This is a genomic window from Paenibacillus sp. FSL W8-1187 (genome assembly GCF_037965485.1).
Classification (GTDB): domain Bacteria; phylum Bacillota; class Bacilli; order Paenibacillales; family Paenibacillaceae; genus Paenibacillus_O; species Paenibacillus_O pasadenensis.
This window is the reverse complement of the sequence record NZ_CP150181.1, coordinates 3,531,209-3,553,211: the sequence shown is the minus strand read 5'-3', so window position 1 is coordinate 3,553,211 and position 22,003 is coordinate 3,531,209. Positions and strand designations below refer to the sequence as shown.

Annotated in this window: 20 protein-coding genes; 16 read left to right on the top strand and 4 right to left on the bottom strand. The window is 65.2% G+C overall.

Going from position 1 to position 22,003, the window contains the following annotated elements:
* Positions 1 to 92: 92 nt before the first annotated feature.
* The 7 genes from NYE40_RS15460 (at position 93) to holA (ending at position 9,475) form a co-directional block, all read left to right on the top strand.
* A complete protein-coding gene (locus NYE40_RS15460; protein WP_339278627.1) occupies positions 93 to 929 on the top strand; it encodes an AraC family transcriptional regulator in 837 nt (278 codons plus the stop codon).
* A 286-nt stretch (positions 930 to 1,215) separates the two neighbouring features.
* Positions 1,216 to 2,799 carry an ABC transporter substrate-binding protein gene (locus NYE40_RS15455; RefSeq protein WP_339278626.1) on the top strand — a complete coding sequence of 528 codons (1,584 nt, stop codon included), beginning with the start codon at positions 1,216 to 1,218 and terminating at the stop codon, positions 2,797 to 2,799.
* Positions 2,799 to 4,649, top strand: a complete 1,851-nt coding sequence (locus NYE40_RS15450; RefSeq protein WP_339278625.1) for a sensor histidine kinase — start codon at positions 2,799 to 2,801, stop codon at positions 4,647 to 4,649. Before NYE40_RS15455 ends, NYE40_RS15450 begins: the two co-directional genes overlap by 1 nt.
* The gene (locus NYE40_RS15445) at positions 4,646 to 6,244 is read left to right on the top strand and encodes a helix-turn-helix domain-containing protein (RefSeq protein ID WP_101807799.1); all 1,599 of its coding nucleotides are present in this window, start codon (positions 4,646 to 4,648) and stop codon (positions 6,242 to 6,244) included. Before NYE40_RS15450 ends, NYE40_RS15445 begins: the two co-directional genes overlap by 4 nt.
* Positions 6,245 to 6,539: 295 nt before the next feature.
* Positions 6,540 to 7,088: a sigma-70 family RNA polymerase sigma factor gene (locus NYE40_RS15440; RefSeq protein WP_028597116.1), complete on the top strand. Its 549-nt coding sequence runs from the start codon at positions 6,540 to 6,542 to the stop codon at positions 7,086 to 7,088.
* Entirely contained in the window at positions 7,085 to 8,167 is a 1,083-nt protein-coding gene (locus NYE40_RS15435) for an anti-sigma factor (protein WP_101807798.1), read from the top strand. Before NYE40_RS15440 ends, NYE40_RS15435 begins: the two co-directional genes overlap by 4 nt.
* 261 nt (positions 8,168 to 8,428) lie before the next feature.
* The gene (holA, locus tag NYE40_RS15430) at positions 8,429 to 9,475 is read left to right on the top strand and encodes a DNA polymerase III subunit delta (protein ID WP_101807797.1); all 1,047 of its coding nucleotides are present in this window, start codon (positions 8,429 to 8,431) and stop codon (positions 9,473 to 9,475) included.
* A gap of 90 nt (positions 9,476 to 9,565) precedes the next feature.
* Here the strand turns inward: holA and rpsT are convergent, their stop codons facing one another.
* Complete coding sequence (gene rpsT, locus NYE40_RS15425; protein ID WP_028597113.1) at positions 9,566 to 9,838, bottom strand: 30S ribosomal protein S20; 273 nt, start codon at positions 9,836 to 9,838, stop codon at positions 9,566 to 9,568.
* Between the two features lie 174 nt (positions 9,839 to 10,012).
* Between rpsT and gpr the strand changes: the two genes are divergently transcribed.
* The gene (gene gpr, locus NYE40_RS15420; RefSeq protein ID WP_028597112.1) at positions 10,013 to 11,017 is read left to right on the top strand and encodes a GPR endopeptidase; all 1,005 of its coding nucleotides are present in this window, start codon (positions 10,013 to 10,015) and stop codon (positions 11,015 to 11,017) included.
* A 20-nt stretch (positions 11,018 to 11,037) separates the two neighbouring features.
* Here gpr and NYE40_RS15415 read toward each other — a convergent pair whose 3' ends face one another.
* A complete protein-coding gene (locus NYE40_RS15415) occupies positions 11,038 to 11,640 on the bottom strand; it encodes a TetR/AcrR family transcriptional regulator (protein WP_028597111.1) in 603 nt (200 codons plus the stop codon).
* 277 nt (positions 11,641 to 11,917) lie between these two features.
* Between NYE40_RS15415 and NYE40_RS15410 the strand changes: the two genes are divergently transcribed.
* From NYE40_RS15410 to NYE40_RS15380, 7 genes are all read left to right on the top strand, one after another.
* On the top strand, positions 11,918 to 12,682 hold the full coding sequence (locus NYE40_RS15410; RefSeq protein ID WP_028597110.1) for an SDR family NAD(P)-dependent oxidoreductase: 765 nt from the start codon (positions 11,918 to 11,920) through the stop codon (positions 12,680 to 12,682).
* A gap of 174 nt (positions 12,683 to 12,856) precedes the next feature.
* Positions 12,857 to 14,056, top strand: coding sequence for a stage II sporulation protein P (locus NYE40_RS15405; protein ID WP_101807796.1), 1,200 nt, complete (start codon positions 12,857 to 12,859; stop codon positions 14,054 to 14,056).
* Between the two features lie 38 nt (positions 14,057 to 14,094).
* Positions 14,095 to 14,586: a hypothetical protein gene (locus NYE40_RS15400; protein WP_028597108.1), complete on the top strand. Its 492-nt coding sequence runs from the start codon at positions 14,095 to 14,097 to the stop codon at positions 14,584 to 14,586.
* A 94-nt stretch (positions 14,587 to 14,680) separates the two neighbouring features.
* The gene (gene lepA, locus NYE40_RS15395; protein WP_028597107.1) at positions 14,681 to 16,498 is read left to right on the top strand and encodes a translation elongation factor 4; all 1,818 of its coding nucleotides are present in this window, start codon (positions 14,681 to 14,683) and stop codon (positions 16,496 to 16,498) included.
* A gap of 153 nt (positions 16,499 to 16,651) precedes the next feature.
* Positions 16,652 to 17,869 (top strand): radical SAM family heme chaperone HemW, encoded by a 1,218-nt coding sequence (gene hemW / locus NYE40_RS15390; protein ID WP_101807795.1) that lies wholly within the window; start codon positions 16,652 to 16,654, stop codon positions 17,867 to 17,869.
* 21 nt (positions 17,870 to 17,890) lie between these two features.
* The gene (locus NYE40_RS15385; RefSeq protein WP_228551576.1) at positions 17,891 to 18,358 is read left to right on the top strand and encodes a HEAT repeat domain-containing protein; all 468 of its coding nucleotides are present in this window, start codon (positions 17,891 to 17,893) and stop codon (positions 18,356 to 18,358) included.
* Positions 18,359 to 18,639: 281 nt separating this feature from the next.
* The gene (locus tag NYE40_RS15380; RefSeq protein ID WP_339280063.1) at positions 18,640 to 20,259 is read left to right on the top strand and encodes an alkaline phosphatase; all 1,620 of its coding nucleotides are present in this window, start codon (positions 18,640 to 18,642) and stop codon (positions 20,257 to 20,259) included.
* 84 nt (positions 20,260 to 20,343) lie between these two features.
* Here the strand turns inward: NYE40_RS15380 and NYE40_RS15375 are convergent, their stop codons facing one another.
* On the bottom strand, positions 20,344 to 20,655 hold the full coding sequence (locus NYE40_RS15375) for a hypothetical protein (RefSeq protein ID WP_028597103.1): 312 nt from the start codon (positions 20,653 to 20,655) through the stop codon (positions 20,344 to 20,346).
* Complete coding sequence (locus tag NYE40_RS15370; RefSeq protein WP_339280062.1) at positions 20,630 to 21,160, bottom strand: DUF1572 family protein; 531 nt, start codon at positions 21,158 to 21,160, stop codon at positions 20,630 to 20,632. The genes NYE40_RS15375 and NYE40_RS15370 overlap by 26 nt, the downstream gene beginning before the upstream one ends.
* A 171-nt stretch (positions 21,161 to 21,331) precedes the next feature.
* Here NYE40_RS15370 and NYE40_RS15365 point away from each other — a divergent pair, with 171 nt between their 5' ends.
* Positions 21,332 to 21,799 carry an N-acetyltransferase gene (locus tag NYE40_RS15365; protein WP_339278624.1) on the top strand — a complete coding sequence of 156 codons (468 nt, stop codon included), beginning with the start codon at positions 21,332 to 21,334 and terminating at the stop codon, positions 21,797 to 21,799.
* Positions 21,800 to 22,003: the final 204 nt, after the last annotated feature.

The window sequence follows — 22,003 nt, the reverse complement described above, 5'->3', positions numbered from 1 at the left end:
TAATACGATATTGTGATTGTACCTGATGATTTACTTTTTAAAAATGAAAATATATGATACGAGTTAACACGATATTGCGATGGAGGTCGAACATGCAGCGACAGACGCATCTGCTCACGCTACCGGAGCAGCCCTATTTCATCCTGCCGGAATCGGTCGGAGTCTACTGCGACTACCCGGAGCATGAGGTGATGCGGGACGCCGGAGCGTTGAACAATTTCAGCATCCACATCGTCGTCTCCGGCAAAGGGTACGTGCGGACGGAATCCGGCCAGCAGGAGCTGACGCAGGGGCAGGCGGTGCTGTACTTTCCGCAGGCGGCCCAGCAGTACGGCAGCAGCAAGGACGATCCGTGGGAGGTGCGCTGGATCCACTTCTACGGCGGCCGTCTGCGGGACTTCATGGTCGAGCGCGGCTTCCACCAGAACCTGCTCTGGAAGCTCCGCCAGCCGGCCGGCTGGCTCGAGGCGCATCAGGCGCTGCTCGAGGAGGCGGAGGCGAGCAGCATGACGCGGCCCGCGCTGCTCTCGACGCTCGCCTACGGCGTGCTGGCGGAATTCGTGCAGCAGGCGGTGCCGCTCGGCTCGCCGTCCGCCAGTCCCGCGGAGGAGCGCATCCTGTCCTTGCTGCCGCGGCTCGAGGAGGAGGCGGCGAAGCCGTTCGTGCTGCAGGAGTGGGCGGAGCGGGCCGGCGTCAGCACCCACTATTTCTGCCGGCTGTTCAAGGGGGCGCTGGACATGACGCCGAGCGAGTTCGTCACGCGGGCCCGCCTGCAGCGCGCCAAGCAGCGTCTGCTGGAGCGGCGCGAGGCCAATATCGGCGAGATCGCGCTCGAGGCCGGCTATCCGAGCGCGAGTTATTTCAACAAGCGGTTCCAGGAGCATGAAGGCATGACGCCGACGGAATACCGCAAGCTGTTCCGCGGCTGACCGGCCCGCTGGCGCACTCGCCCGCCGACCCAGCCGCCCGCCGACGCACTCGCCCGCCGACGCACTCGCCCGCCGACGCATCCGCCCGCTGACGCACTCGCCCGCCGACGCCTCCGCTCCGTCTCGCCCGCCCCGGCGATCCCGAGCCGCCGCGGCCCGCAAGGTCACAATCGTGGCATTCGAGGTCCGATTCCTAGTAGAAGCGCGGCCGGGGCCGGCGTATAATTGAAATCGCTTCCGGACCGGAACGGTCCGGATCATCGAACGAAGAGGGGACTGCCGCATCATGACCGACCACGATCTCGACCGCAGCGGGCTCCGCGCCCGCCGCGTCCGCCTGCTGGCCGCCGCCGGCGCGCTGCTGCTGCTCGCCGCTCTGGCGGCGTGGCCGGCCGTCCGATCCGAGCGCTCCTCCGGCGGAGAGCCGTCGCCCGGCGCCGCCTCGTCCGGTACCGAGGCGTCCGACCGCCTCGTGCTCATGTTCCCGGCCAGCGTCGCGCCGCCGGACCTGCCGCTCGTGCAGGCGGAGATGAACCGCTACCTGCGGGACAAGCTGGACGCTTCCGTCGAGATCAAGCCGGTCGACATGAGCAGCTGGTGGGACCGCACGGGGCTCGTCTACGCTTCCGGCAGCCAGGTCGACCTCATGTTCACCGCCGGCTGGATGCGCTTCGGCGACGAGGTGTCGCGCGGCCGCTTCCTGCCGCTCGACGAGCTGCTGCAGCGCGAAGGCGCCGGCATCGCCAGCGTGCTCGATCCGGAAATTTTGCGGGCGAGCCGCATCGGCGGCAAGCTGTACGGCATTCCGACGAACAAGGAGTTCGCCGCCAGCAAGGGCATCGTGATGCGCGCCGATCTCGTCGAAAAGCACGGCATCCGCCTCGATGCGATCCGCACGCTCGCCGATCTCGGACCGGTGCTGGAGACGATCAAGCGCCGCGAGCCGGGCGTGACGCCGCTGCAGGTGCGCGCCGACCGGAGCCCGCTGACATTCCTGCTCCAATACGGCCTGTTCGACATGCTCGGCGACGGTCCGGGCGTGCTGCAGCGCGCGGGCGGCAGCCTCAAGGTCGTCAATCTCGCCGCCGCCCGGACGTACCGCGACTACGCCAAGCTGATGTACGAATGGCGCCGCAGCGGCTACCTCAACGCCGACGCGGTCACCTCCCGCGACAGCGAGTACGAGGCGGTGAAGGCCGGAGCCGCCTTCGCCTTCGCGGAGTCGATGAAGCCGGGCTTCGAGATCCAGGCTTCGCGCAACACCGGCATGCCGATGGTCGCCGTCGAGCTGACCAAGCCGTACACGACGACGGCAGACGTGACGAGCGCGATGTTCGCCATCCCGCGGACGTCCCGCCATCCCGAGAAGGCGATGCGGCTGCTGGAGCTGCTGTATACGGACCGCTATCTGCTCAATCTGCTCGACTGGGGCATCGAAGGCCGCCACTACGTCGTGCGGCCGGACGGGCGCATCGCCTACCCGCCGGGCGTGGACGCGCGCACGGTCCGCTACAACTTCAACCTGCCCTGGATGTTCGGCAACCAGCTGAATTCCTATCTGTGGGACAACGAGGATCCGCAGCAATGGGACAATTACCGCCGCTTCAACGAGGAAGCGGAGCCGTCCAAGGCGCTCGGCTTCGTCTTCGATCCGTCGCCCGTCAGCAACGAGATCGCCGCCTGCAGCCGCGTCGACGAGGAGTTCTCGCCCGCGCTCATCACCGGCGAGCTCGATCCCGACGCCGTCATCCCGATGTACCTGGAGCGGCTGAAGGCCGCCGGCGCGGACAAGGTCATCGCGGAGAAGCAGCGCCAGCTCGACGCCTGGCTCGCCGCAGGCGGAGCCTCCGCCGGAGAGGGGGAATCCTGATGCCGGCTGCCTGGCTGCCTGCGCGCCGCAACGGATCCGGCCCGGCACGGCCGAAGCAGGCGAAGACGCTGCGGACCCGCCTCATCATCGGCTTCGTCGGCGTGACGGCGCCGCTCGTGCTGCTGCTGCTGTGGAACAACCTTTATTCGACGTCGGTCGTCCGTTCCCAGGTCGCCCAGTCCAACCGCAGCCTGCTGACGATGTATCTGAACGACATGGACAAGGTGCTCGAGGAGGTCCAGAACTATCTGTTCAAGACGGCCGAGCAGAACCGCGACCTGATGACGCTCTCGCAGAACGAGCGGGGCGGCTGGGACTACTACCGGGCGAAAACGCAGGCGGCGGCCGATCTCGGAGCCAATACGAACTACTACGAGGCGGCCGACGTGCTGTTCGCCTACAGCTCCCGCTACGAGGACCTGTTCCTCGCCCAGCAGCAGAACGTCTCGTTCGAGCGCAAGGAGCGCATCGTCGCGCGGCTGCGGGACGTGCTGCGGGCCGGGCCCGGAGCGGACACGCCGTACACCGGCTGGACGCTGCAGCGGCTGGACGGCTCGTTCGCGCTGCTGCGCGTCGTCGACAACGGCTACGGCTCGGCGATCGGCGCCTGGGTCGATATCGGCCGGCTGATGGCGCCGCTGCATGAGCTCGGCACGGGCGGCAAAGGCTTCGCCGTGCTGACGAGCGGCTCCGGCGAGCCGCTGACGGAGCTCGCCGCCGGGCTGCGAGGCGGCCTCGCAGCGGGCATGCCGGGCGCGCTGGCCGAGGCGCTCGCCGGCTATGCGATCGCCGACGTGCCGCAGCCGCATCTGCTCGTCGCCAAGGATTCCCGCATGGCGGACATGCGGCTGCTGCTGCTCATGCCCGAAAAGTCGCTGCTGGAGGGACTGCCGTATTTCCGCTATCTGACCTATGCGGTGCCGGTGCTGGCGGCGGTGCTGCTCGGCGTCTACCTGTACGTCCTGCAGCGAGCGGTCGTCATGCCGATGTACCGGCTCATCCGCGGCATGCGCAAAATCCGCGCCGGCGATCTGAGCGCGCGGCTGCCGGACAGCCGCCTGCCCGAGTTCGATACGATCAACGAGACGTTCAATGGCATGGCGGAGCAGATCGAGCATCTGAAGATCGACATCTACGAAGAGAAGATCCGCACGCAGAAAGCCGAGCTCAAGCATCTGCAGGCGCAGATCCAGCCTCATTTCTTCATGAATTCGCTCAACATCGTCTACCAGCTCGCGCAGATCCGCAGCTACGACATCATCCAGAGCATCGCCCTCCATCTCGTGCGCTACTTCCGCTTCACGATCAACACGGGGGCGGCCTCGGTGACGGTGTCCGACGAGCTGGAGCATATCCGCGACTACCTGACGATCCAGAAGCACCGCTTCCCGGAATCGCTGGCCTTCGGCTTCGAGGTCGAGCCCGGCCTCGAAAGCTTCCCACTGCCGCCGCTGTCGGTGCAGCCGCTCGTCGAGAACGCGATGGTCCACGGCTTCAAGGCGAGCGGGGGCGGGCCGTTCCGCATCGAGGTGACGGTCCGGCGGAGCCCGGAGGCGGAGGAGGACGCGGCCGGCGGCGAAGCGGCGGTCCTCATCGAGGTGAGAGACAACGGCAAGGGCATCGCGGCCGGCTCGCTCGGACCGCTGCTGGAGCGGATCCATGCGGCGGAGCCGGGCGAGCGCCATGTCGGCCTTTGGAACGTCGTTCGCCGCAGCCGCCTTTATTATGGAACGGCGGTGAGGCTTGAGCTGGACAACGGAGCGGAGGGCGGGCTGAGCGCGGTCCTCCGGCTGCCGCTGCACGCGCCGTCCTCGGGCCAGAGGACGGCAGGAAAGGAGAGGATGGCATGAACGCGCTGATCGTGGACGACGAGATCTATGCCGTCAAGGGCCTTCGCGCCGGCGTTCGCTGGGAGCGGGCGGGCATCGCCGAGGTGTACGAGGCGCACGGGGCGGAGGAGGCGCGCCGGCTGCTGCTCGAGCGCGAGGTGGACATCCTCATCTGCGACATCGAGATGCCGGAGCAGTCGGGCCTGGAGCTGGTGGAATGGGTGCGCGCGGAAGGGCTGCGGCTCGAGACGGTGTTCCTCACCTGCCACTCCGAGTTCCGCTATGCGCAAAAGGCGCTGCAGCTCGGCAGCAGCGACTATATCCTCAAGCCGGTCATCTATGCCGAGCTGGAGGAGGTGCTCCGCGGCCTCGGCGCCCGCATCGCCGAGCGGCGGCGGGGCGACGAGGAGTCGGAGCGCTACCAGCAGATGGCGGAGCAGTGGCAGATGCAAAAGCCGCTCGTCGCCGAGCGGCGCTGGAACGACCTGCTCGAAGGGCGCGACAGCGCCGACGGGCGCTGGCTGGAGCTGACCGCCGGAGCGGCCGATGCCGACCCGGACGCGCTGTCTCGAGTGCGGCCGCTGCTCATCAGCGTCGAGAACTGGGACAAGCCGATCAGCGAGCGCGACGAGCGCGTGATGGAGTTCGCCCTGCGCAAGGCCGCCGAGGAGCTGCTGCTCGCCGAGCATCCCGGCGCGGTCGCCGAGGACGACCGCGGCAACGGCTGGATTCTGCTGTTCGAAGGACGCGGCGCGCTCGGGGAGGCGGAGCTGATCGGGCTGTGCGACCGCTACCGCCAGGCGTGCCGCGACTATTTCTATTGCAAGATGTCCGTCTACATCGGCAGCTCCGTGCCGGTCGCGGAGCTGCGCGGCGAATGCCTCGGCGTGCTGCTGGACGAATACCGCAGCGTCGGCGGCGGCGATGCGAGCGTGCGGACCTCGCCGGAGCTGCGGCATGCGGGAGAGGAGCGCGAAGGCTCGCCGCCGGCGGCCGAGCTGCTGGAATGGGCGGATCTGCTCGAGCGGGAAGGAACGTCCGGCATGAAAGCGCGCTTGGCCGGGCTGGTGGCGGCCCGCCAGGACGAGCTCGCGCCGCGCACGCTGGAGATCTACGCCTACGCGCTGCTGCAGGCGGCCTATCTCGCGCTGCATCGCAAAGGCTTTCCCGCCCATCTGCTTCATCGCTGGCGGGAGCAAGGCGTGCATGCGGCCTCGCGCTCGGCGGAGCGCTTCCTCGCCTGGGCGGACGCCCTGCTCGAGCAGATCGGCTCGCTCGCGCAGTCGCGCCGCGCGGAAAGCCCGGTGCTGCGCCAGGTCAAGGCGTACATCGCCGAGCATCTCGACCGCGACCTGTCGCGCGAGGAGCTGGCCGAGCAGGTGTATCTCAATCCGGCCTATCTGTCGAGGCTGTTCCGCAAGGAGACGGGCAAGGTGCTGACCGACTACATCCTGCAGGAGAAGATGCGCGCGGCCGCCGCCCGGCTGCTCGGCACGGACGAGAGCGTCAGCGAGATCGCGGCGGGGCTCGGCTACGGCAACTTCTCCTACTTCGCGCGGCTGTTCCGCAAAGTATACGGCTTGAACCCGCAGGAATACCGCAAGCAGGGAGGCTAGGGCGCGTCCGCAGCCCCGCTCCGGGGCATCGCTTGCCGCTCTTGCCGCAGTCAAGCCAGCGCCGTCCGGCGGCCCGTTCGGCACGGTCTCCAGTTTCTCCCGCTCCCGGCGTCTATACGCCGGGAGCTTTTTTTGCTAAGGTAGGGGAGTGCTCTCGGGGCGGGGAAATATTCTCTCGTCCCGCTTCCTTGTGAAAATTTTTTCCATTACTCACTTTTTTATATTTATTTTGAATGCGCCGCAACCTTGAGCAGCCCGGCTGCGTCAGTGACGGTGCAAGAGAGGGGGAACCTTCGTGGTAGAGCCTGGCCTCATACGAGCCGCTCAACAGGGCGATCGCGACGCTCTCGTGTCCCTATTGCGCGACATAGAGAACCACGTTTACCGGACCGCCTATTACATTCTGGGCAACGAGCAGGACGCGCTGGACGCTTCGCAGGAGGCGCTGATCCGCATCTACACCAAGATCAACTCCTACGAAGAGAAAGCGCAGTTCAAAACCTGGATCCAGCGGATCGTCACGAATATATGCATCGATAAATTCCGCCGCACGAAGCCCGTCGTCTCCATCGAGGAACATGACATGGTGTTCCGGGAGAAGCAGGACGTGGAGGAGGAAGTGCTGTCCGCTTACGCGGCCAAAGATATTCGAGAGGCGATCGACAAGCTGCCGGATCACCACAGGGCGGTTGTCGTGCTTCGGTACCTGCAGGACTTTTCCTACAACGAGATCGCGGATTCGCTCGACCTTCCGCTCAACACGGTGAAGTCTTACTTGTTCCGGGCCCGCCAGCAGCTGCAGACGCTGCTCCATGATTATCAGAAAGGTGGTGTCCGAGGATGACTTGTCAAGAGGTGGTAGAATACATGAACCGATATCTGGACGGAGATCTTGACGAGCTGGAACGCCAGGAGCTGATGGAGCATCTCCGGCGTTGCCCGGACGACCAGGAGCTGTTCGAGCGGCTGCAACGGCTGTCTGGAGAGCTCGGGGAGCTTCCCAAAGTAACCCCGCCTTTCAGCCTGGTCGACTCGATCCTGCCGCAGCTCGACGAAATCGACGCGCATCGCGAAGCCAAGGCGTTCGCGCTCCAAGCGGCGGAGACGGCGGAGACGGGTGCAAGCGGCGGACAGCCTGCCCGTCGTCCGGCAGCAGGCCGCTTCACCCGGCGCGCCCGCATCTGGACGGGCTCCGCGGCGGCCGCAGCCGCCGCGGCGATCATTCTCATCCTCGCTCCGTGGGGCTCCGGACCGCAATCTCCGCTCGGCCATTCGAATACCGTGGCCGATACGGGCGGTGAAGCGGCGAGCCTGATGAGCGCGAGCGAGGAATCCGCTCCGGCCAGCGCCGACCGGACGGAGGGGGCGGCCTCGGGAGGCAGCGAGGCGGGGGCCGAGTCCAAGCAGCAGATCGTGGACAGCCAGACGGTGCCGACCTCGACGACGCCTCCCGACAGCGAAACACGGTCGGTGGCGCCCCGCACGGAACAGAACCAGCGGACGCAAGGACCGGAATCGCCGTCCGTCTCCGCAGGCGGAGGCCAGGGCTCGACGGTCTATCCGTCGCCTGGCGGCGGCGCCGCGCGCGAGTTCGCCAAGACGCCGCAAGGCATCATGAACTTCGCCGGTCCTTCGCCGGGCGTCGTCTCGGACATCATGGGCAGCGCCGACATGGGCTTCGCGGCCGTGCCGGAGGCGACGTATTCTCCGGATCGGGCGTACAGCTATTCGATCAGCCAGGGCTGGATCGTCATCCAGAATGCCGCCGGAGGCAAGGTGTTCGACCATACGTTCGAGGGCGTCGTGTCCCATCCGGTCTGGAGCGACGACAGCCGCTACCTGAGCGTCACCGTCACTGCGACGGACGGCACCGCCAAGCCGTACCGGATCGACGCCGATAACGGCGCGCTCGTGGAAGAATAGGCGGGCGGGCCAAGCACCGAATCGGGGGCATCCGCGTATGATGCTTCATCAGCCCGTCAGCGGGGAGGACGCAGCCCCTGACATCGTATGACCATCGGCCGAGGCGCCTGGGAGCCTTTGGATCGATGTTTATATAGATGGTCCGATCGTGCTCCAAAAGGCGCTGCCCTGCGACATGCAGGCAGCGCCTTTTGTCATGCGGCCGCTTGCCGGTCGACGCGATCTGTCCTATGATGGGACGACAGGCTAGGAGGGGACGGCATGCATGCGAAGGACGTAGGGAAAGACATCAAGGCGGGCCGGATCGCGCCGGTTTACGCGGCGTTCGGCAAGGACCGGTACCGCATGGGGCAGTTCGCCTCCATGCTCGCGGACAAGCTGCTGGCGCCGGACGAAAGGGAGCTCGGCATGGTCCGCTTCGATACGGCGGAGACGGCGCTGGAGGAAATCGTGGCGGAGGCGCAGACGCCGCCCTTTTTCGTGCCGCGCAAGCTGATCGTCGTGCGCGACGGAGCGGTGCTGTGCGCGGCCGCCAAGGAAAACGGCAAGCTCGAGCATAAGGCCGAGCGGTTCCTGAGCTATATGGAGCAGCCGTCCGAGACGAGCGTCATCCTGTTTCTCGTGCAGGCGGACAAGCTCGACGAGCGCCGCAAGATCGTGAAGCTGCTCAAGGAGCGCAACCTGATCGTCGCTTTTCCCGAGCTGAGCGAGGGAGAGCTGGCGTCCTGGGCGGTCCGGCGCGCGGCCGATCAGAAGCGCTCGCTCGACGAGGAAGCGGCGCAGCTGCTCGTCGCGCGGCTCGGCACCGGCATGCAGGCGCTCGCGCAGGAGGTCGACAAGCTCTGCCTGTACGCCGGCGAGGGCGGCGCCGTGACCAAGGACGACGTCGCCCGCTTGACGGCGGCGACGGTCGAGGAGGATGCGTTCGCGCTCGTCGACGCGGCGCTGGAGCGGCGCATGGACCGCACGCTCGCGCTATACCGCGAGCTGCTGCTGCGCAAGGAGGAGCCGATCCGCATCGCGGCGCTCGTCGCCCGCCAGCTGCGCATCATGCTGCAGATCAAGGAGCTGGAGCGCCACCGCTACTCGCCGCAGCAGATGGCCGGGCAGCTCGGGCTGCATCCTTATGCCGTCAAGCTTGCGGCCGAAAAGGCGCGCCGCTACGACACGGCCGTGCTCGGCCGGCATCTAGCCGCGCTTGCGGAGTTGGACTACCGGATGAAGACCGGCCAGGTGGACAAAGAGCTTGGCCTGCAGCTGTTCTTCCTGTCGATGGGAGCGCAGCCGGCCGCGGTGCCGCAGCCTTGAGCGCGCGAGCCGGCCGCCGGCGGCTTGCCTGGGAAGGCATCAAAAAAAGCCCCGCTCCGGGAGGAGCGGGGCTTTCCGCATTGGCGGCGATTAAGCTTGAGCCGTAAGGGCGTTCAGCTTCTTGGCCAGGCGGGATTTTTTACGGGCTGCGGCATTTTTATGGATCAGGCCTTTGGTAACGGCTTTGTCCAGCTTCTTGGAAGCCACGATCAGGGCAGCCTTCGCTGCTTCTGCATCGGTACCGGCGATAGCGACATCAGCCGACTTGACAGCCGTGCGAAGCGCGGATTTTTGGGAAGCGTTCAGAGCGCGGCGTTTCTCGCTCGTTTTCACGCGTTTGATGGCGGATTTAATGTTTGGCACTTGTGATTCACCTCCTACAAGGGGTACAGGCCCCGTACTGCAACACAACTTAAAGTATCTTATCATGGGCCTGCCCAAATTGCAACCATATAGGAAGGATGAGGGAACCGCTTCCGCATAAGATCGGAGGCCGCTTCGCACACTAGGGACAAAACGGGCAGAGGAGCTGTTCGCATGACCCATGATGTCGATTTGAGCCAATATGCCGTCCATACGGATCTGGCGCTGGAAGCGAAGGAAATGGCCGAGGAAGCGGGAAGCCCGGTTCCCGGCGTGCTGATGGAGACGGCGGAAGCGGACGGCATCAAGGTCACGCGCCTGGAGGTGCAGAACGAGGCGGGCTCGCAGGCGATCGGCAAAGTGATCGGCAAATACGTCACGTTCGAAGTGCCGGAGCTGCGCACGCATGACTCGGAGCTCGGCGACAAGGTGGCGACGCGCTTCGCGCAGGAGTTCGAGCGCTTCCTGCAGCAGCTCGCGGTGCCGGCGAACGCCAGCGTGCTCATCGTCGGGCTCGGCAACTGGAATGTGACGCCGGATGCGCTCGGCCCGCTCGTCGTCGAGAACACGATGGTGACGCGGCAGTTTTTCGAGCTGATGCCCGATCAGGTCGCGCCGGGCTACCGCGCCGTCAGCGCGGTAGCGCCGGGCGTGCTCGGCATCACCGGCATCGAGTCGAGCGAGATCGTGCAGGGCATCATTGAAAAGACGAAGCCGGACGTCATCATCGCCATCGACGCGCTCGCCTCGCGCTCGCTCGAGCGGGTGAACACGACGATCCAGATCGCCGACACGGGCATCCACCCCGGCTCCGGCATCGGCAACAAGCGCAAGGGACTGACGAAGGACATTCTCGGCGTGCCCGTCGTGGCGATCGGCGTTCCGACGGTCGTGTACGCGTCCACGCTCGTCAACAGCGCCATCGACATGATGAAGGAGCATTTTCGCAAGGAGCAGGGCGATACGAGCCAGATCATGGGCCTCGTCGACCAGCTCGCCGAGCAGGAGCGGCTCGCGCTCGTCAAGGAGGTGCTCTCCCCGCTCAAGCATGACCTGCTCGTGACGCCCAAGGAGATCGACCAGTTCATCGAGGATATCGCCAACGTCATCGCGAGCGGCCTGAACGCTGCCCTGCACGAGGCGGTCGACAGCTCCAACGTGGCGGCCTATACGCATTGACCCACGGCGTCAGGCGAGGCTTATTCGGGCCTCGCCTTTTCGTTGAACGCGATATAGTCGAGCCGGTGGTTGAGCTGCAGCATGAGCTGGCGCGCCATGTAGGAGGCCGAGAACTTGAACCCGGTCTCGGCCCAGTACAGCAGCGTCCCGATCGTGGCGGAAGCCCGGTAATGCAGCATGAAGTCCTGATCGACCTCGGCGGGATCGCCTTCGAGCGTGAGCCGCAGGTCGCGCCGCATCGACTCTCTCAGCACGCGGGTCATCGCCTCGGGCAGGCCGGCATCCGTGCCGAGCAGCGCGAGGAAGGTTTCCCGGCTGCGCTCGACATGCTCGAACAGCATCAGGCTCGACGGGTAGATTTCCGCCGCCTCCACGCCGCTGCGGTCCGGATAGGGCGCGAGCAGCAGCTCGGAGAACCGGCGCAGGAACTCGCTGCGGATCTCCGCCAGCAGCTCCTCCTTGCCGGCGTAGTGGTTGTAAAACGTGCCGCGGTTGTAGTCGGCGGCTTCCGCGATGTCCTGGATCGTCACCGCCGACGCCTTCTTCTCGCGCAGAAGCCGCACATAGGCTTGCTGCAGCGCTTCCCGCGTCCTCCTTGATCTTCGGTCCAGCCTGTCTTCCATTCGCATCCGGGCTCCTTTCTGCTCCGTTAGTTTGCAGGGTTTCCGCTCTTTTCACTCGCGGCGGATGCGACATTATCGCCTGGAATGTCCAATTTCGCCGCTCCGGCCGACAGCTCGGCCGCCGCTGTCGCCTACCGGACAGCGAGCGGTCCGCTGCTCATTGCGGCCCTCGGAAGAGGGGCGTACACTGAAGGGGCAGCAGCATCATGAAGCGCTTCCGAACGCTGCGGCCGCCGTCCGGGAGCGACAGCATACAGAATAAAGGAGTGCATCGACAATGACAACCGAAGCCAAAACCGCCATCATTACCGGAGCAGCCGGAGGCATCGGCAAGGAGCTGGCCCGCCGGATGGCCGAGCGGGGCGTGAATCTGGTGCTCGTCGATCTGAAGCGCGAAGCGGTGCTCGCCGTCGCCGAGGAGCTCGGCCTGAACGAGACGAACTCGCTTGCCGTCGCGGCGGACGTCTCCGTCGAGGACGAGGTGAAGGGCTACGTCCAAGCCGCCCTGGACAAGTTCGGACGGATCGACTATTTCGCCAACAACGCCGGCATAGAGGGCCCGATGGGGCTGATCGAGGAGCAGAGCGTCGACGCGCTCGACCTGGTCTACCGGGTGAACGTGCGCGGCGTCTTCCTCGGCCTGCAGCATGTGCTTCCGGTCATGAAGCGCCAGCAGTCCGGAGCGATCCTGAACACCTCCTCGCTCGCCGGCCTGATGGGCGCGCCGGGCATGTCTCCTTACATCATGTCCAAGCATGCCGTCATCGGCCTGACCCGCGTCGCCGCCAACGAGGCCGCCCCGAGCGGCGTCCGCGTGAACGCGGTGCTGCCGGGCACGATCAACACGGCCATGATGCGCAAGATCGAAGCCAACTCCGGGACGCCGGACGCGTTCAAGACGGCCAACGAGTCGCTCACGCCGCTCGGCCGTTACGGCGAGCCGCAGGAAGTGGCGGCCGTCATGAACTTCCTGCTGTCGGACGAAGCGTCGTTCGTGACCGCCTCGCTCTATACGGTCGACGGCGGCATGGTCGCCCAGTAAGACATCGTTCCCGCCTTCGCCCGCCTCTTTAAGAGGCGGGCTTTTTTGCGCTTTCGGGTCCGATCCCGGTCCGCGGTTCTACCTTCCTCCCCCTGTTCATAGAGTAGATAGCAGTTGCTAGATTCGGCGGAGCGCAAGAGGGAAAGGCCATATCGGCATCAGGAGGGGACAAGCATGATTCGGATGGGAACAGGCAAGGAAGACGCAAGCCTGCGGCTGAGGCGGCTGCTCACCGCAGGGAGGACGTTCGTGGCGATCAGCCTTTGCTCGATGGTCGCGTTCATGCTGATCGGAGCGCTCGCGATGGTGCGGGAGCAGCGGGGGGCGGCCTCGCTGCAAGGGCTGGCGTCGACGGTTTCAACCGCCTTTTTTGCGGACATGCTGGGAATGGAGATTCCCGTCTACCATAGTCCGGCGCAGGGCAGCTTCTCCGACCGCGAGCTGGCGCAAGCGGCGGCCGAGACGCTGACGGAGGTCAACCCGGCCGATCCGCGCAGCCTGCTGGCCGCCGGCATGCCGGGCATGGAGCCGCCGGCGAGCCCGGTCCCTTCGCCGGACGGCGGAGCGCCGGCGGACGGGTCGGCCGGCGAAGAGGCCGACGATATGGACGCCCACGACCCGGGCGTGCTGGACGGAGAGGACGAGCCGGGCGTCGGTCCGGTCAGGGAGATGCCCGGGGGAGCAGTCGAGCCGGCTCCGCAGGGCGGAGGAGAGCAGCAGCCGTCCGCCGGCGAGACGGCGTCGAGCAAGAACCTGGTGTTCATTTACCATACGCATGCCCGCGAATCGTACGCGCCGGAGCTCGGCGGCGGCGTGAGCGACCCGCAGTCGGCCAAGATCAACGTCGGCCAGGTCGGCTCGCGGCTGGCGGAGCAGCTGGAGAAGCGCGGCATCGGCACGCTGCACGACACGACGGACTACCCGACGGCCGTCGCCGGCTACCGCTGGGAGCTGAGCTACAAGTACTCCAAGAAGACGGTGCAGCAGGCGATGAGCGAGAACGGGCAGCTGAAGCTGTTCTTCGACATCCATCGCGACTCGCAGAAGCGCAAGATCACGACGAAGTCGATCGGCGGTCAGGATTACGCCAAGGTGTTTTTCGTCATCGGCAAAGGCAATCCGGACTGGGAGCGCAACATGGCGTTCGCCGAGTCGATCCACGAGCGGCTCGAAAAGGATTATCCCGGCCTGTCGCGGGGCATCCTCGGCAAGACGAGCAAATCGGGCAACGGCGAGTACAACCAGTCGCTGTCGGGCCAGAGCATCCTGATCGAGATCGGCGGCGTCGACAATACGCTGGAGGAATGCTACCGGACGGCGGACGCGCTCGCGGAGGTCATCGCCGACCTGTATTTCAACGACCAGAAGGCTTGAGCGAAATAAGAGCAAATCGATGAAGGAGGGCGTCCGGCATGAAAAAAGGACCGCTGAAATGGACGATCGTCGGCGCCGCGCTCGCGGCGGTGCTGATGTTCGGGATGGAGATGACGTCGGCCGGCATCGGCCGCGTCTACGGCCCCGTCGAGGGCAGCGAGCCGGCCGAGATCGGGCGCTACGCGCAGGCGGTCCGGGAGCTGGAGCTGCAGCAGGCCAAGCTCAAGCAGCTGGAGTACGAGGCCGAGCTGAAGCGGCTGCAGAAAAAATACGGCATCGAGGCCGCGGCCGCGGTGCCGGAGGCGGGAGCTTTTCTCGGCGACGAGGAATCGGCGGCCGCGCCGGCGCTGGCGCAGACGCAGCGGGATCGGCGGCAGAGCGAGGACGGCTCGCGCCTGCCGGGCATCGCGGATCCGCAGGGCGAGACAGGCGTCAACCGGCTGGCCGACGGCACGGCCGGCGTGCTGCAGAGCGTGTCGAGCTCGGGCATCCGCTTCCTCGTGACGCTGTTCGACTCGATGACGCAGTAGGCGCGTGCGGCCGCCCCCGCCGTTTTCATTGCCCCTCATTCTCTGAAAAGGTATAATAAAGGTTAGACCTATTGAGGGGTGTGGATCACAAAGCATGGCAGACGTACGCGACCGCCAAAAGAAGATACGGAACTTTTCCATTATCGCGCATATCGACCACGGAAAGTCCACGCTGGCCGACCGGATCCTGGAGTATACCGGCGCGCTCACTTCCCGTGAAATGCAGTCCCAGGTGCTCGATCAGATGGAGCTGGAGCGGGAGCGCGGCATCACGATCAAGCTGCAGGCCGTCCGCCTGAGCTACAAGGCCGACGACGGCGAGGAGTACATCCTCAACCTGATCGATACGCCGGGACACGTCGACTTCACCTATGAGGTGTCGCGCAGCCTCGCCGCCTGCGAGGGCGCGTTGCTCGTCGTCGACGCCGCCCAGGGCATCGAGGCGCAGACGCTGGCCAACGTCTATCTGGCGCTGGACAACAACCTCGAGATCTTGCCGGTCATCAACAAGATCGACCTGCCGAGCGCGGAGCCGGAGCGCGTCAAGCAGGAGGTCGAGGACGTGATCGGCCTCGACGCGAGCGACGCCGTGCTGGCGTCGGCCAAGGCCGGCATCGGCATCAAGGAGATCCTCGAGCAGGTCGTGCTCAAGGTGCCGGCCCCGACCGGCGATCCGGACGAGCCGCTCAAGGCGCTCATTTTCGACTCCCACTACGATCCGTACAAGGGCGTCATCGTCTACGTGCGGGTCGTCGACGGCAGCATCAAGGCCGGCAAGAAGATCCGCTTCATGGCGACGGGCGCCGAGTTCGAGGTCATCGAGGTCGGCGCGTTCAAGCCGCGCATGACGATCGTGGACGAGCTCGCCGTCGGCGACGTCGGCTTCGTCGTCGCGGGCATCAAGAACGTCAAGGACACCCGCGTCGGAGATACCGTCACCGAGGCCAAGCGCCAGGCGCCGGAGCCGCTGCCGGGCTATCGCAAGATCAACCCGATGGTCTACTGCGGCCTGTACCCGATCGACAACACGGAGTACAACGATCTGCGCGAGGCGCTTGAGAAGCTGCAGCTCAACGACGCCTCGCTGACGTTCGAGCCCGAGTCGTCGACGGCGCTCGGCTTCGGCTTCCGCTGCGGCTTCCTCGGCCTGCTGCACATGGACGTCATCCAGGAGCGGATCGAGCGCGAGTTCAACATCGACCTCATCACGACCGCCCCGAGCGTCATCTACACGGTGACGCTGACGAGCGGCGAGGTGCTCCATATCGACAACCCGTCCAACTACCCGGAGGTCGGCAAGATCGAGCATGTCGAGGAGCCGTACGTCAAGGCGGCCGTCATCGTGCCCAACGATTATGTCGGCACGGTGATGGAGCTGTGCCAGAACAAGCGCGGCGAGTTCGTCAACATGGAGTATCTGGACACGAACCGCGTCACGATCACGTACCAGATCCCGCTGTCGGAGATCGTCTACGACTTCTTCGACCAGCTCAAGTCGAGCACCAAGGGCTACGCCTCGTTCGACTACGAGCTGAGCGGCTACCGCCAGTCCAAGCTGGTCAAGATGGACATCATGCTGAACGGCGAGACGGTCGACGCGCTGTCGGTCATCGTGCACCGCGACCGCGCCTACCAGCGCGGACGGATCATCTGCGAGAAGCTCAAGGAGCTCATCCCGCGCCAGATGTTCGAGGTGCCGGTGCAGGCGTCGATCGGCCAGAAGGTCATCGCCCGCGAGACGGTCAAGGCGATGCGCAAAAACGTCCTCGCCAAGTGCTACGGCGGCGACATCAGCCGCAAGCGCAAGCTGCTCGAGAAGCAAAAGGAAGGCAAGAAGCGGATGAAGCAGGTCGGCAACGTCGAGGTTCCGCAAGAGGCGTTCATGGCCGTGCTCAAGATCGACGAGGATTGAGTCGGAGCCGGCGGCCCTCGCGGCCGCGCGGTTCCGAGCCGGACGGAGGAGAGCGGCCGCTCTCCTCTTGCGCCGTTTTACGGGGCATCCGCGGCTAGGGCATGTCTGCAAGCACGCCCTGGTCCGCGCGGCTCCGCCGAGGAGGGAACACCTATGCTGCATCACGCGCCCAGAGCGCTTTACATCCATATCCCGTTCTGCACGAACAAGTGCCATTACTGCGACTTCAACTCCTACATCCTCAAAGGCCAGCCGGTCGACGATTATCTGACCGCGCTGGAGCGCGAGATGGAGCGGACGCTGTCGGCGACGCCGGCGGAGCGTATCGACACCGTATTCGTCGGTGGCGGCACGCCGACGGTGCTGACGCCGCCCCAGATGGAGCGCTTCCTCGCCTCGGTGCGCCGGCTCTGGCCGCTGCACGAGGGCACGGAATTTACGATGGAGGCCAATCCCGGCACGACCGATCCCGACAAGCTGGCGGTCATGTTCGCCGGCGGCGTCAACCGGCTGAGCTTCGGCGTGCAGTCGTTCGACAACGGCCTGCTGCAGCGGATCGGCCGCATCCATGACGTCGACGACGTGTACCGCAGCCTGGACAACGCGCGGGCGGCGGGCTTCGGCAACCTGTCCATCGACCTCATGTTCGGCCTGCCGGGCCAAACGGTCGAGCTGCTGTCCGACAGCGTGGACAAGGCGCTCGCGCTCGACCTGCCGCACTACTCGCTGTACAGCCTCAAGGTCGAGGAGAACACGCTGTTCCATCATCTCTACGAGAAAAACCAGCTGCCGCTGCCGACCGAGGACGAGGATCTGGAGATGTACCTGCATCTCATCGGCCGCCTCCAGGGAGCCGGCTACGAGCATTACGAGATCAGCAACTTCGCGAAGCCCGGCTTCGAGAGCCGGCACAACTCGACCTACTGGCGCAACGAGCCATACTACGGGCTCGGCGCGGGGGCGCACGGTTACCTGGAGCGCCATCGCCACGTCAACATCAAGGGCGTGCAGCCGTACATCGACGCCGCGCTGGAGCGCCTGCCCCGCCTGTCGGGGGAGACGGTGTCTGAGGCCGAGGCGATGGAGGACTTCATGATGGTCGGCCTGCGCCTGCTGGACGGCGTGCGCGGAGCCGACTTCGAGCGGCAGTTCCCGGGACGGACGATCGAGGGCGTGTTCGGAGCGCAGCTGCGGCCGCTGGTGGAGGGCGGGCTGCTGCTCCGTCTGGAGGACGGAGAGCACGGCAGCCTGCCGGGAGGCACGCCGCTGCGTCCGGGCCAGGGCTACCGGCTGTCGCCGCAAGGCGTGCTGCTCGGCAACGAAGTGTTCGGGGCGTTCATCGGCGTCCTGGACGATGCGATTCATTCTTAGAAGCGAAGGGGATTGAATTCCTTGAAAACGAAACCGAACCAAATTAAAGCCGATCCGGCAGAGCCGGAAGCCGTCGATCCGGTCGTCGAGCTCAAGCGCGCCGCCAGCCGCACCTCCGACTGGAGGGCGCGCCAGCAGGCGGCGTCCGAGCTGGCCGCCCTCAAGGCGCCGCAGTCCGCCGCCATCCTGCGCCGCCTGCTGGCAGACGATCCGGTGCATCCGGTGCGCGAGGCGGCCTACCGCGGCCTCGTCTCGCTCGGCGAGCCGGCGCAGGCGCCGGTCCGCAAAGGCTCCGTCCCGGTCAAGGGACTGGACAAGATCGTCGTGCGCGTGCGCAAGAGCCTGGCCGACGGACATAGCTTCGCCGACTTCAAGGAAAAGCTGAAGAAGATGAGGCTGGACGTGTATGACGTGCTCGAAGGCGACAAGGGAGCCGAGTTCGACGGCTGGCTCGAGGAGCAATGGAAGGCCTCGTTCGAGCGGAAGTAAAGGGCGAAGGCGAGCCGCGTCGCCCTCTGGCGGCGTGCCTCGTCCGTCCCGAAAAAGGAGCGCTTCTGGCAGCATCGGCTGCGGAAGCGCTCCTTTTGCGTTCTTTTAGCGGTATATGGTTCATGACTAAGATAGTATTATTTACGATTTATTTAAGTTCATTTGATCGGATTCGAGGCCGAAGTTTACAAAACGCTAACGGTTCTCCTTTAGGATGACAAGGAAACGAACGATGGAGAGGGGTTAACGATTTGAAAACGAGCAGGCTTTGGACAAAACGAATGATGGGCACTGCCGTCGCGGCGGCGCTGGTCGGGACGGGAAGCATGGCGGCGTTTGCGGCAGACGGCGCCTCCGTCGCGCCAGGAACGGCGGCGGAAACGGCGGGGGCGGACATTAAAAACGTCATCCTGCTTATCCCGGACGGCATGGCGAACGAGGCGACGGCGCTCGCAAGGTACTACAAGGGCTCCTCGCTGGCGCTGGACGCGCTTGCGACCGGCATGGTGCGGACGCATTCGGCCGACGCTCCGATCGCCGACTCGGCGCCGGCCGGAACGGCGTTTGCGACCGGCTTCAAATCGCATACCGGATTCGTCGGCGTGCTGCCGGACAAGGCGACGATGCCGGGACAGGCTGCGATCGCGAAGGGCGAGGAGCGCCGTCCGGTCGCATCCGTGCTGGAGGCGTCCAAGCGGGCCGGCAAAGCGACCGGCATCATCGCGACCTCGGAGTTCATGCATGCGACTCCTGCCGATTTTTCCGCGCACTATCCGGACCGGAAAAACTATGACGCGCTCAGCATGCAGCAGGTGTACAACGGCATCGACGTCGTGCTCGGCAGCGGCAGCAGCTTCCTGACGCCGGCCGGACGCAAGGACGGCAACAACCTGCTCGCGTCGATCAAGGCGCTCGGCTACGACTATGTGACGACCCCGGCCGCGCTGAAGGCGTCCAAGTCGGACAAGCTGTGGGGCATGTTCGGCAGCAAGGCGCTCGATTATGACCTGGACCGCGATCCGTCCAAGCAGCCGAGCCTCGCCGAGATGACGAGCAAGGCGATCGAGGTGCTGTCGAAGGACAAGGACGGCTTCTTCCTGATGGTCGAGGGCAGCAAGGTCGACTGGGCCGCGCATGCGAACGATCCGGTCGGCATCGTCAGCGACGTGCTCGCCTTCGACAAGGCGGTAGAGGCCGCGCTCGGCTTCGCCAAGCGTGACGGGCAGACCGCGGTCGTAGCGGTGACCGACCACGGCAACGGCGGCTTGACGATCGGCAACGCGGCGACGACCGGCTCGTACGACGAGGAGCCGCTGTCCGCGTTCATCGGCCCGCTCAAAAAAGCGAAGGTGACGGGCGAAGGGTTCGAGTCCAAGCTGAACGCCTCCCGCTCCAACATCAAGGAGGCGGCAAAGACCTACCTCGGCATCACGGATCTGACGAGCGAGGAAGTGAAGTCGATCCGCGAGGCGAAGCCGGGCTCGATGAACTATGCCGTCGGCCCGATCATCAGCAGCCGTTCCGGCATCGGCTGGACGACGGGCGGCCATACGGGCGGCGACGTCGTGCTGTATGCCTACGCGCCGAACGGCGACCGTCCGAGCGGCGTCATCGACAATACCGACGTCGCCAAGTACATCGCCCGCGTGCTCGGCCTTGACCTCGGCCAGACGACGAAGCAGCTGTTCGTCGAAGCCCAGGCGGCCTTCGCGGCCAAAGGAGCCAAAACCGAAATCAAGGCTGCGAGCCTCGTCGTTACGAAAAACGGCCAGAAGCTGGAGCTGCCTTTCTACAAAAACCAGGCGCTGCTGAACGGCGGCAAGATTACGCTTGACGGCGTCGTCGTGTACAACGGCTCGAAAGTATATGTGTCGCAAAAAGCGGTGGACCTGATCTCGTAAGTTCGCCGATGCTTCATCGTCCAGAAAGCGCCCAGTCCTTTGTCTCGACAAAGGGCTGGGCGCTTCGCGTTCCGGGAAGGGGCCTTAGGACGAGCCGCGATCGCCGTTCGCGGCGTCGGAGGCATTCGGCTCCGCCGAGTCTTCGCGAAGCGTCTTGGTGAAATTGCGCAGCGAAAGGACGAAGCCTGCGAGGATGACGAGGGCCCTGGTGCCGAGGAGCATCCCATCCATCGCGGTCATTTTCGGGGGGCCGTTCCCGATCGCGCCGGTCTTCGGCACATTGTAGTCGATCCACATGTCAATGAAGACAAGGAGCTGGAAAAACAGCAGACAGCTGCTGGCGATCAGGAGGGCGGCGGCCCAGAAGCGCTTATTTTTCCGCATCGCCGGCCTCATGTCCAAGCCTCCGGTTGAACGCCCGAGACTCGTTCCGCGGTATGCTCAGCGACTGCCAGCTCGCCGCGCGCGAGGCTTTGGCCAGCTGCACGATCTGCCCGACATGGTAGCCGTAATGGGAAAGCTGGCGCTGGATCGTCTGCAGCACGAGATGCGGCTCGCTGCGGATCGTGACCGTGCGCATAAGATCCTCCGGCCGCAGCCCGTCCAACGTCTCGAATACGATGCGCCAGCCGTCCTCCCACCAGCGGATCACCTCGGCGGCGGTCGTTTCGGGCGGCAGCTCGAACTCTCCGTCGCGGTCGCGCCACGGCTTCTCGCCGTCGGTCGTGAGGAAGTCCGTCCAGCGGGACTTCATATTGCCGGACAGATGCCGGACGATGACGGCGATCGAGTTTGACTCCGGCGCCGGGACGGCGAACAGCGCCTCTTCGCCCGCCTGCGCGAGAGTCCGGTCGCCGAGCTTCTTCTGGCTGCGGAACACGTTGCGGGCATCTTCAAGCATGCGGGCGCCCAGCTCGCGGGCGTCCGCTGCGTACGGTTCGGTCATGGGAACAGGCACCTCCTCTTTTTTTCCAGTATACATCGGCGGCGCGTTTTTTTCTCTTGAGCATTCATTCGCTTTGCTGTATATTTATTCATATTGCAAAGATGACGACGGAAGGAGGAGAAGAGGATGCTCGTACAGGAAGCCGTATGCCGCGCCGCCAAGCCGGAGGATGTCGATACGCTTTTTGAGCTCATCCGAGGCTATGCGGAAAAGGGGATCATGCTGCCACGGTCCAAGGACGTGCTTCTCCGCCAGATCGGCACGTTCGTCATCGCCGAGATCGCCGGCGCGGTCGTCGGCTGCGGATCGCTGACCCGGCTCGGCCAGGATCTCGTCGAAATCCGCTCGCTCGGCATCAGCGAAGGCCATAAGGGCGCAGGCATCGGCAGCAAGCTTGTCGCCAAGCTGATCGAGCAGGCTCAGGCCCAGGGCATTCCCAAAATCATGGCGCTCACCTACGAGGTCCGCTTCTTCGAGCGCAACGGATTTTCCGTCGTGAACAAGGAGATCTTTCCCGAGAAGGTATGGACGGACTGCGTGAACTGCCCGAAGCAGCATGCCTGCGACGAGATCGCGGTCATCCGCTATATATGAAGCGTTGAAATCCAGCCCGCCTGCCGATCGAGGACGGGCTTTTTTTGCGACCCGAAATTCCGCAACCACACCCAAAAAAAGGGGAATTTACTTCATATTGGGGCAGGAGCATACTAAGGGAGCTTCACCAGCCAAGCATGCCGGGACGAGAGGAGGAGTTGGAGACGACGGTTCGATGATTATGGAAGCGCTTTAAAAACAAAG

What these genes read in the sequence shown, in the direction of transcription:
- NYE40_RS15410 (WP_028597110.1), top strand. Translation starts at nt 11,918, where the DNA reads ATGACAACCGAAGCCAAAACCGCCATCATTACCGGAGCAGCCGGAGGC.
- NYE40_RS15435 (WP_101807798.1), top strand. Translation starts at nt 7,085, where the DNA reads ATGACTTGTCAAGAGGTGGTAGAATACATGAACCGATATCTGGACGGA.
- NYE40_RS15460 (WP_339278627.1), top strand. Translation starts at nt 93, where the DNA reads ATGCAGCGACAGACGCATCTGCTCACGCTACCGGAGCAGCCCTATTTC.
- NYE40_RS15375 (WP_028597103.1), bottom strand. Translation starts at nt 20,655, where the DNA reads ATGAGGCCGGCGATGCGGAAAAATAAGCGCTTCTGGGCCGCCGCCCTC.
- NYE40_RS15445 (WP_101807799.1), top strand. Translation starts at nt 4,646, where the DNA reads ATGAACGCGCTGATCGTGGACGACGAGATCTATGCCGTCAAGGGCCTT.
- NYE40_RS15380 (WP_339280063.1), top strand. Translation starts at nt 18,640, where the DNA reads ATGATGGGCACTGCCGTCGCGGCGGCGCTGGTCGGGACGGGAAGCATG.
- NYE40_RS15405 (WP_101807796.1), top strand. Translation starts at nt 12,857, where the DNA reads ATGATTCGGATGGGAACAGGCAAGGAAGACGCAAGCCTGCGGCTGAGG.
- NYE40_RS15400 (WP_028597108.1), top strand. Translation starts at nt 14,095, where the DNA reads ATGAAAAAAGGACCGCTGAAATGGACGATCGTCGGCGCCGCGCTCGCG.
- hemW (WP_101807795.1), top strand. Translation starts at nt 16,652, where the DNA reads ATGCTGCATCACGCGCCCAGAGCGCTTTACATCCATATCCCGTTCTGC.
- NYE40_RS15365 (WP_339278624.1), top strand. Translation starts at nt 21,332, where the DNA reads ATGCTCGTACAGGAAGCCGTATGCCGCGCCGCCAAGCCGGAGGATGTC.
- NYE40_RS15455 (WP_339278626.1), top strand. Translation starts at nt 1,216, where the DNA reads ATGACCGACCACGATCTCGACCGCAGCGGGCTCCGCGCCCGCCGCGTC.
- holA (WP_101807797.1), top strand. Translation starts at nt 8,429, where the DNA reads ATGCATGCGAAGGACGTAGGGAAAGACATCAAGGCGGGCCGGATCGCG.
- lepA (WP_028597107.1), top strand. Translation starts at nt 14,681, where the DNA reads ATGGCAGACGTACGCGACCGCCAAAAGAAGATACGGAACTTTTCCATT.
- NYE40_RS15450 (WP_339278625.1), top strand. Translation starts at nt 2,799, where the DNA reads ATGCCGGCTGCCTGGCTGCCTGCGCGCCGCAACGGATCCGGCCCGGCA.
- NYE40_RS15415 (WP_028597111.1), bottom strand. Translation starts at nt 11,640, where the DNA reads ATGGAAGACAGGCTGGACCGAAGATCAAGGAGGACGCGGGAAGCGCTG.
- NYE40_RS15370 (WP_339280062.1), bottom strand. Translation starts at nt 21,160, where the DNA reads ATGCTTGAAGATGCCCGCAACGTGTTCCGCAGCCAGAAGAAGCTCGGC.
- gpr (WP_028597112.1), top strand. Translation starts at nt 10,013, where the DNA reads ATGACCCATGATGTCGATTTGAGCCAATATGCCGTCCATACGGATCTG.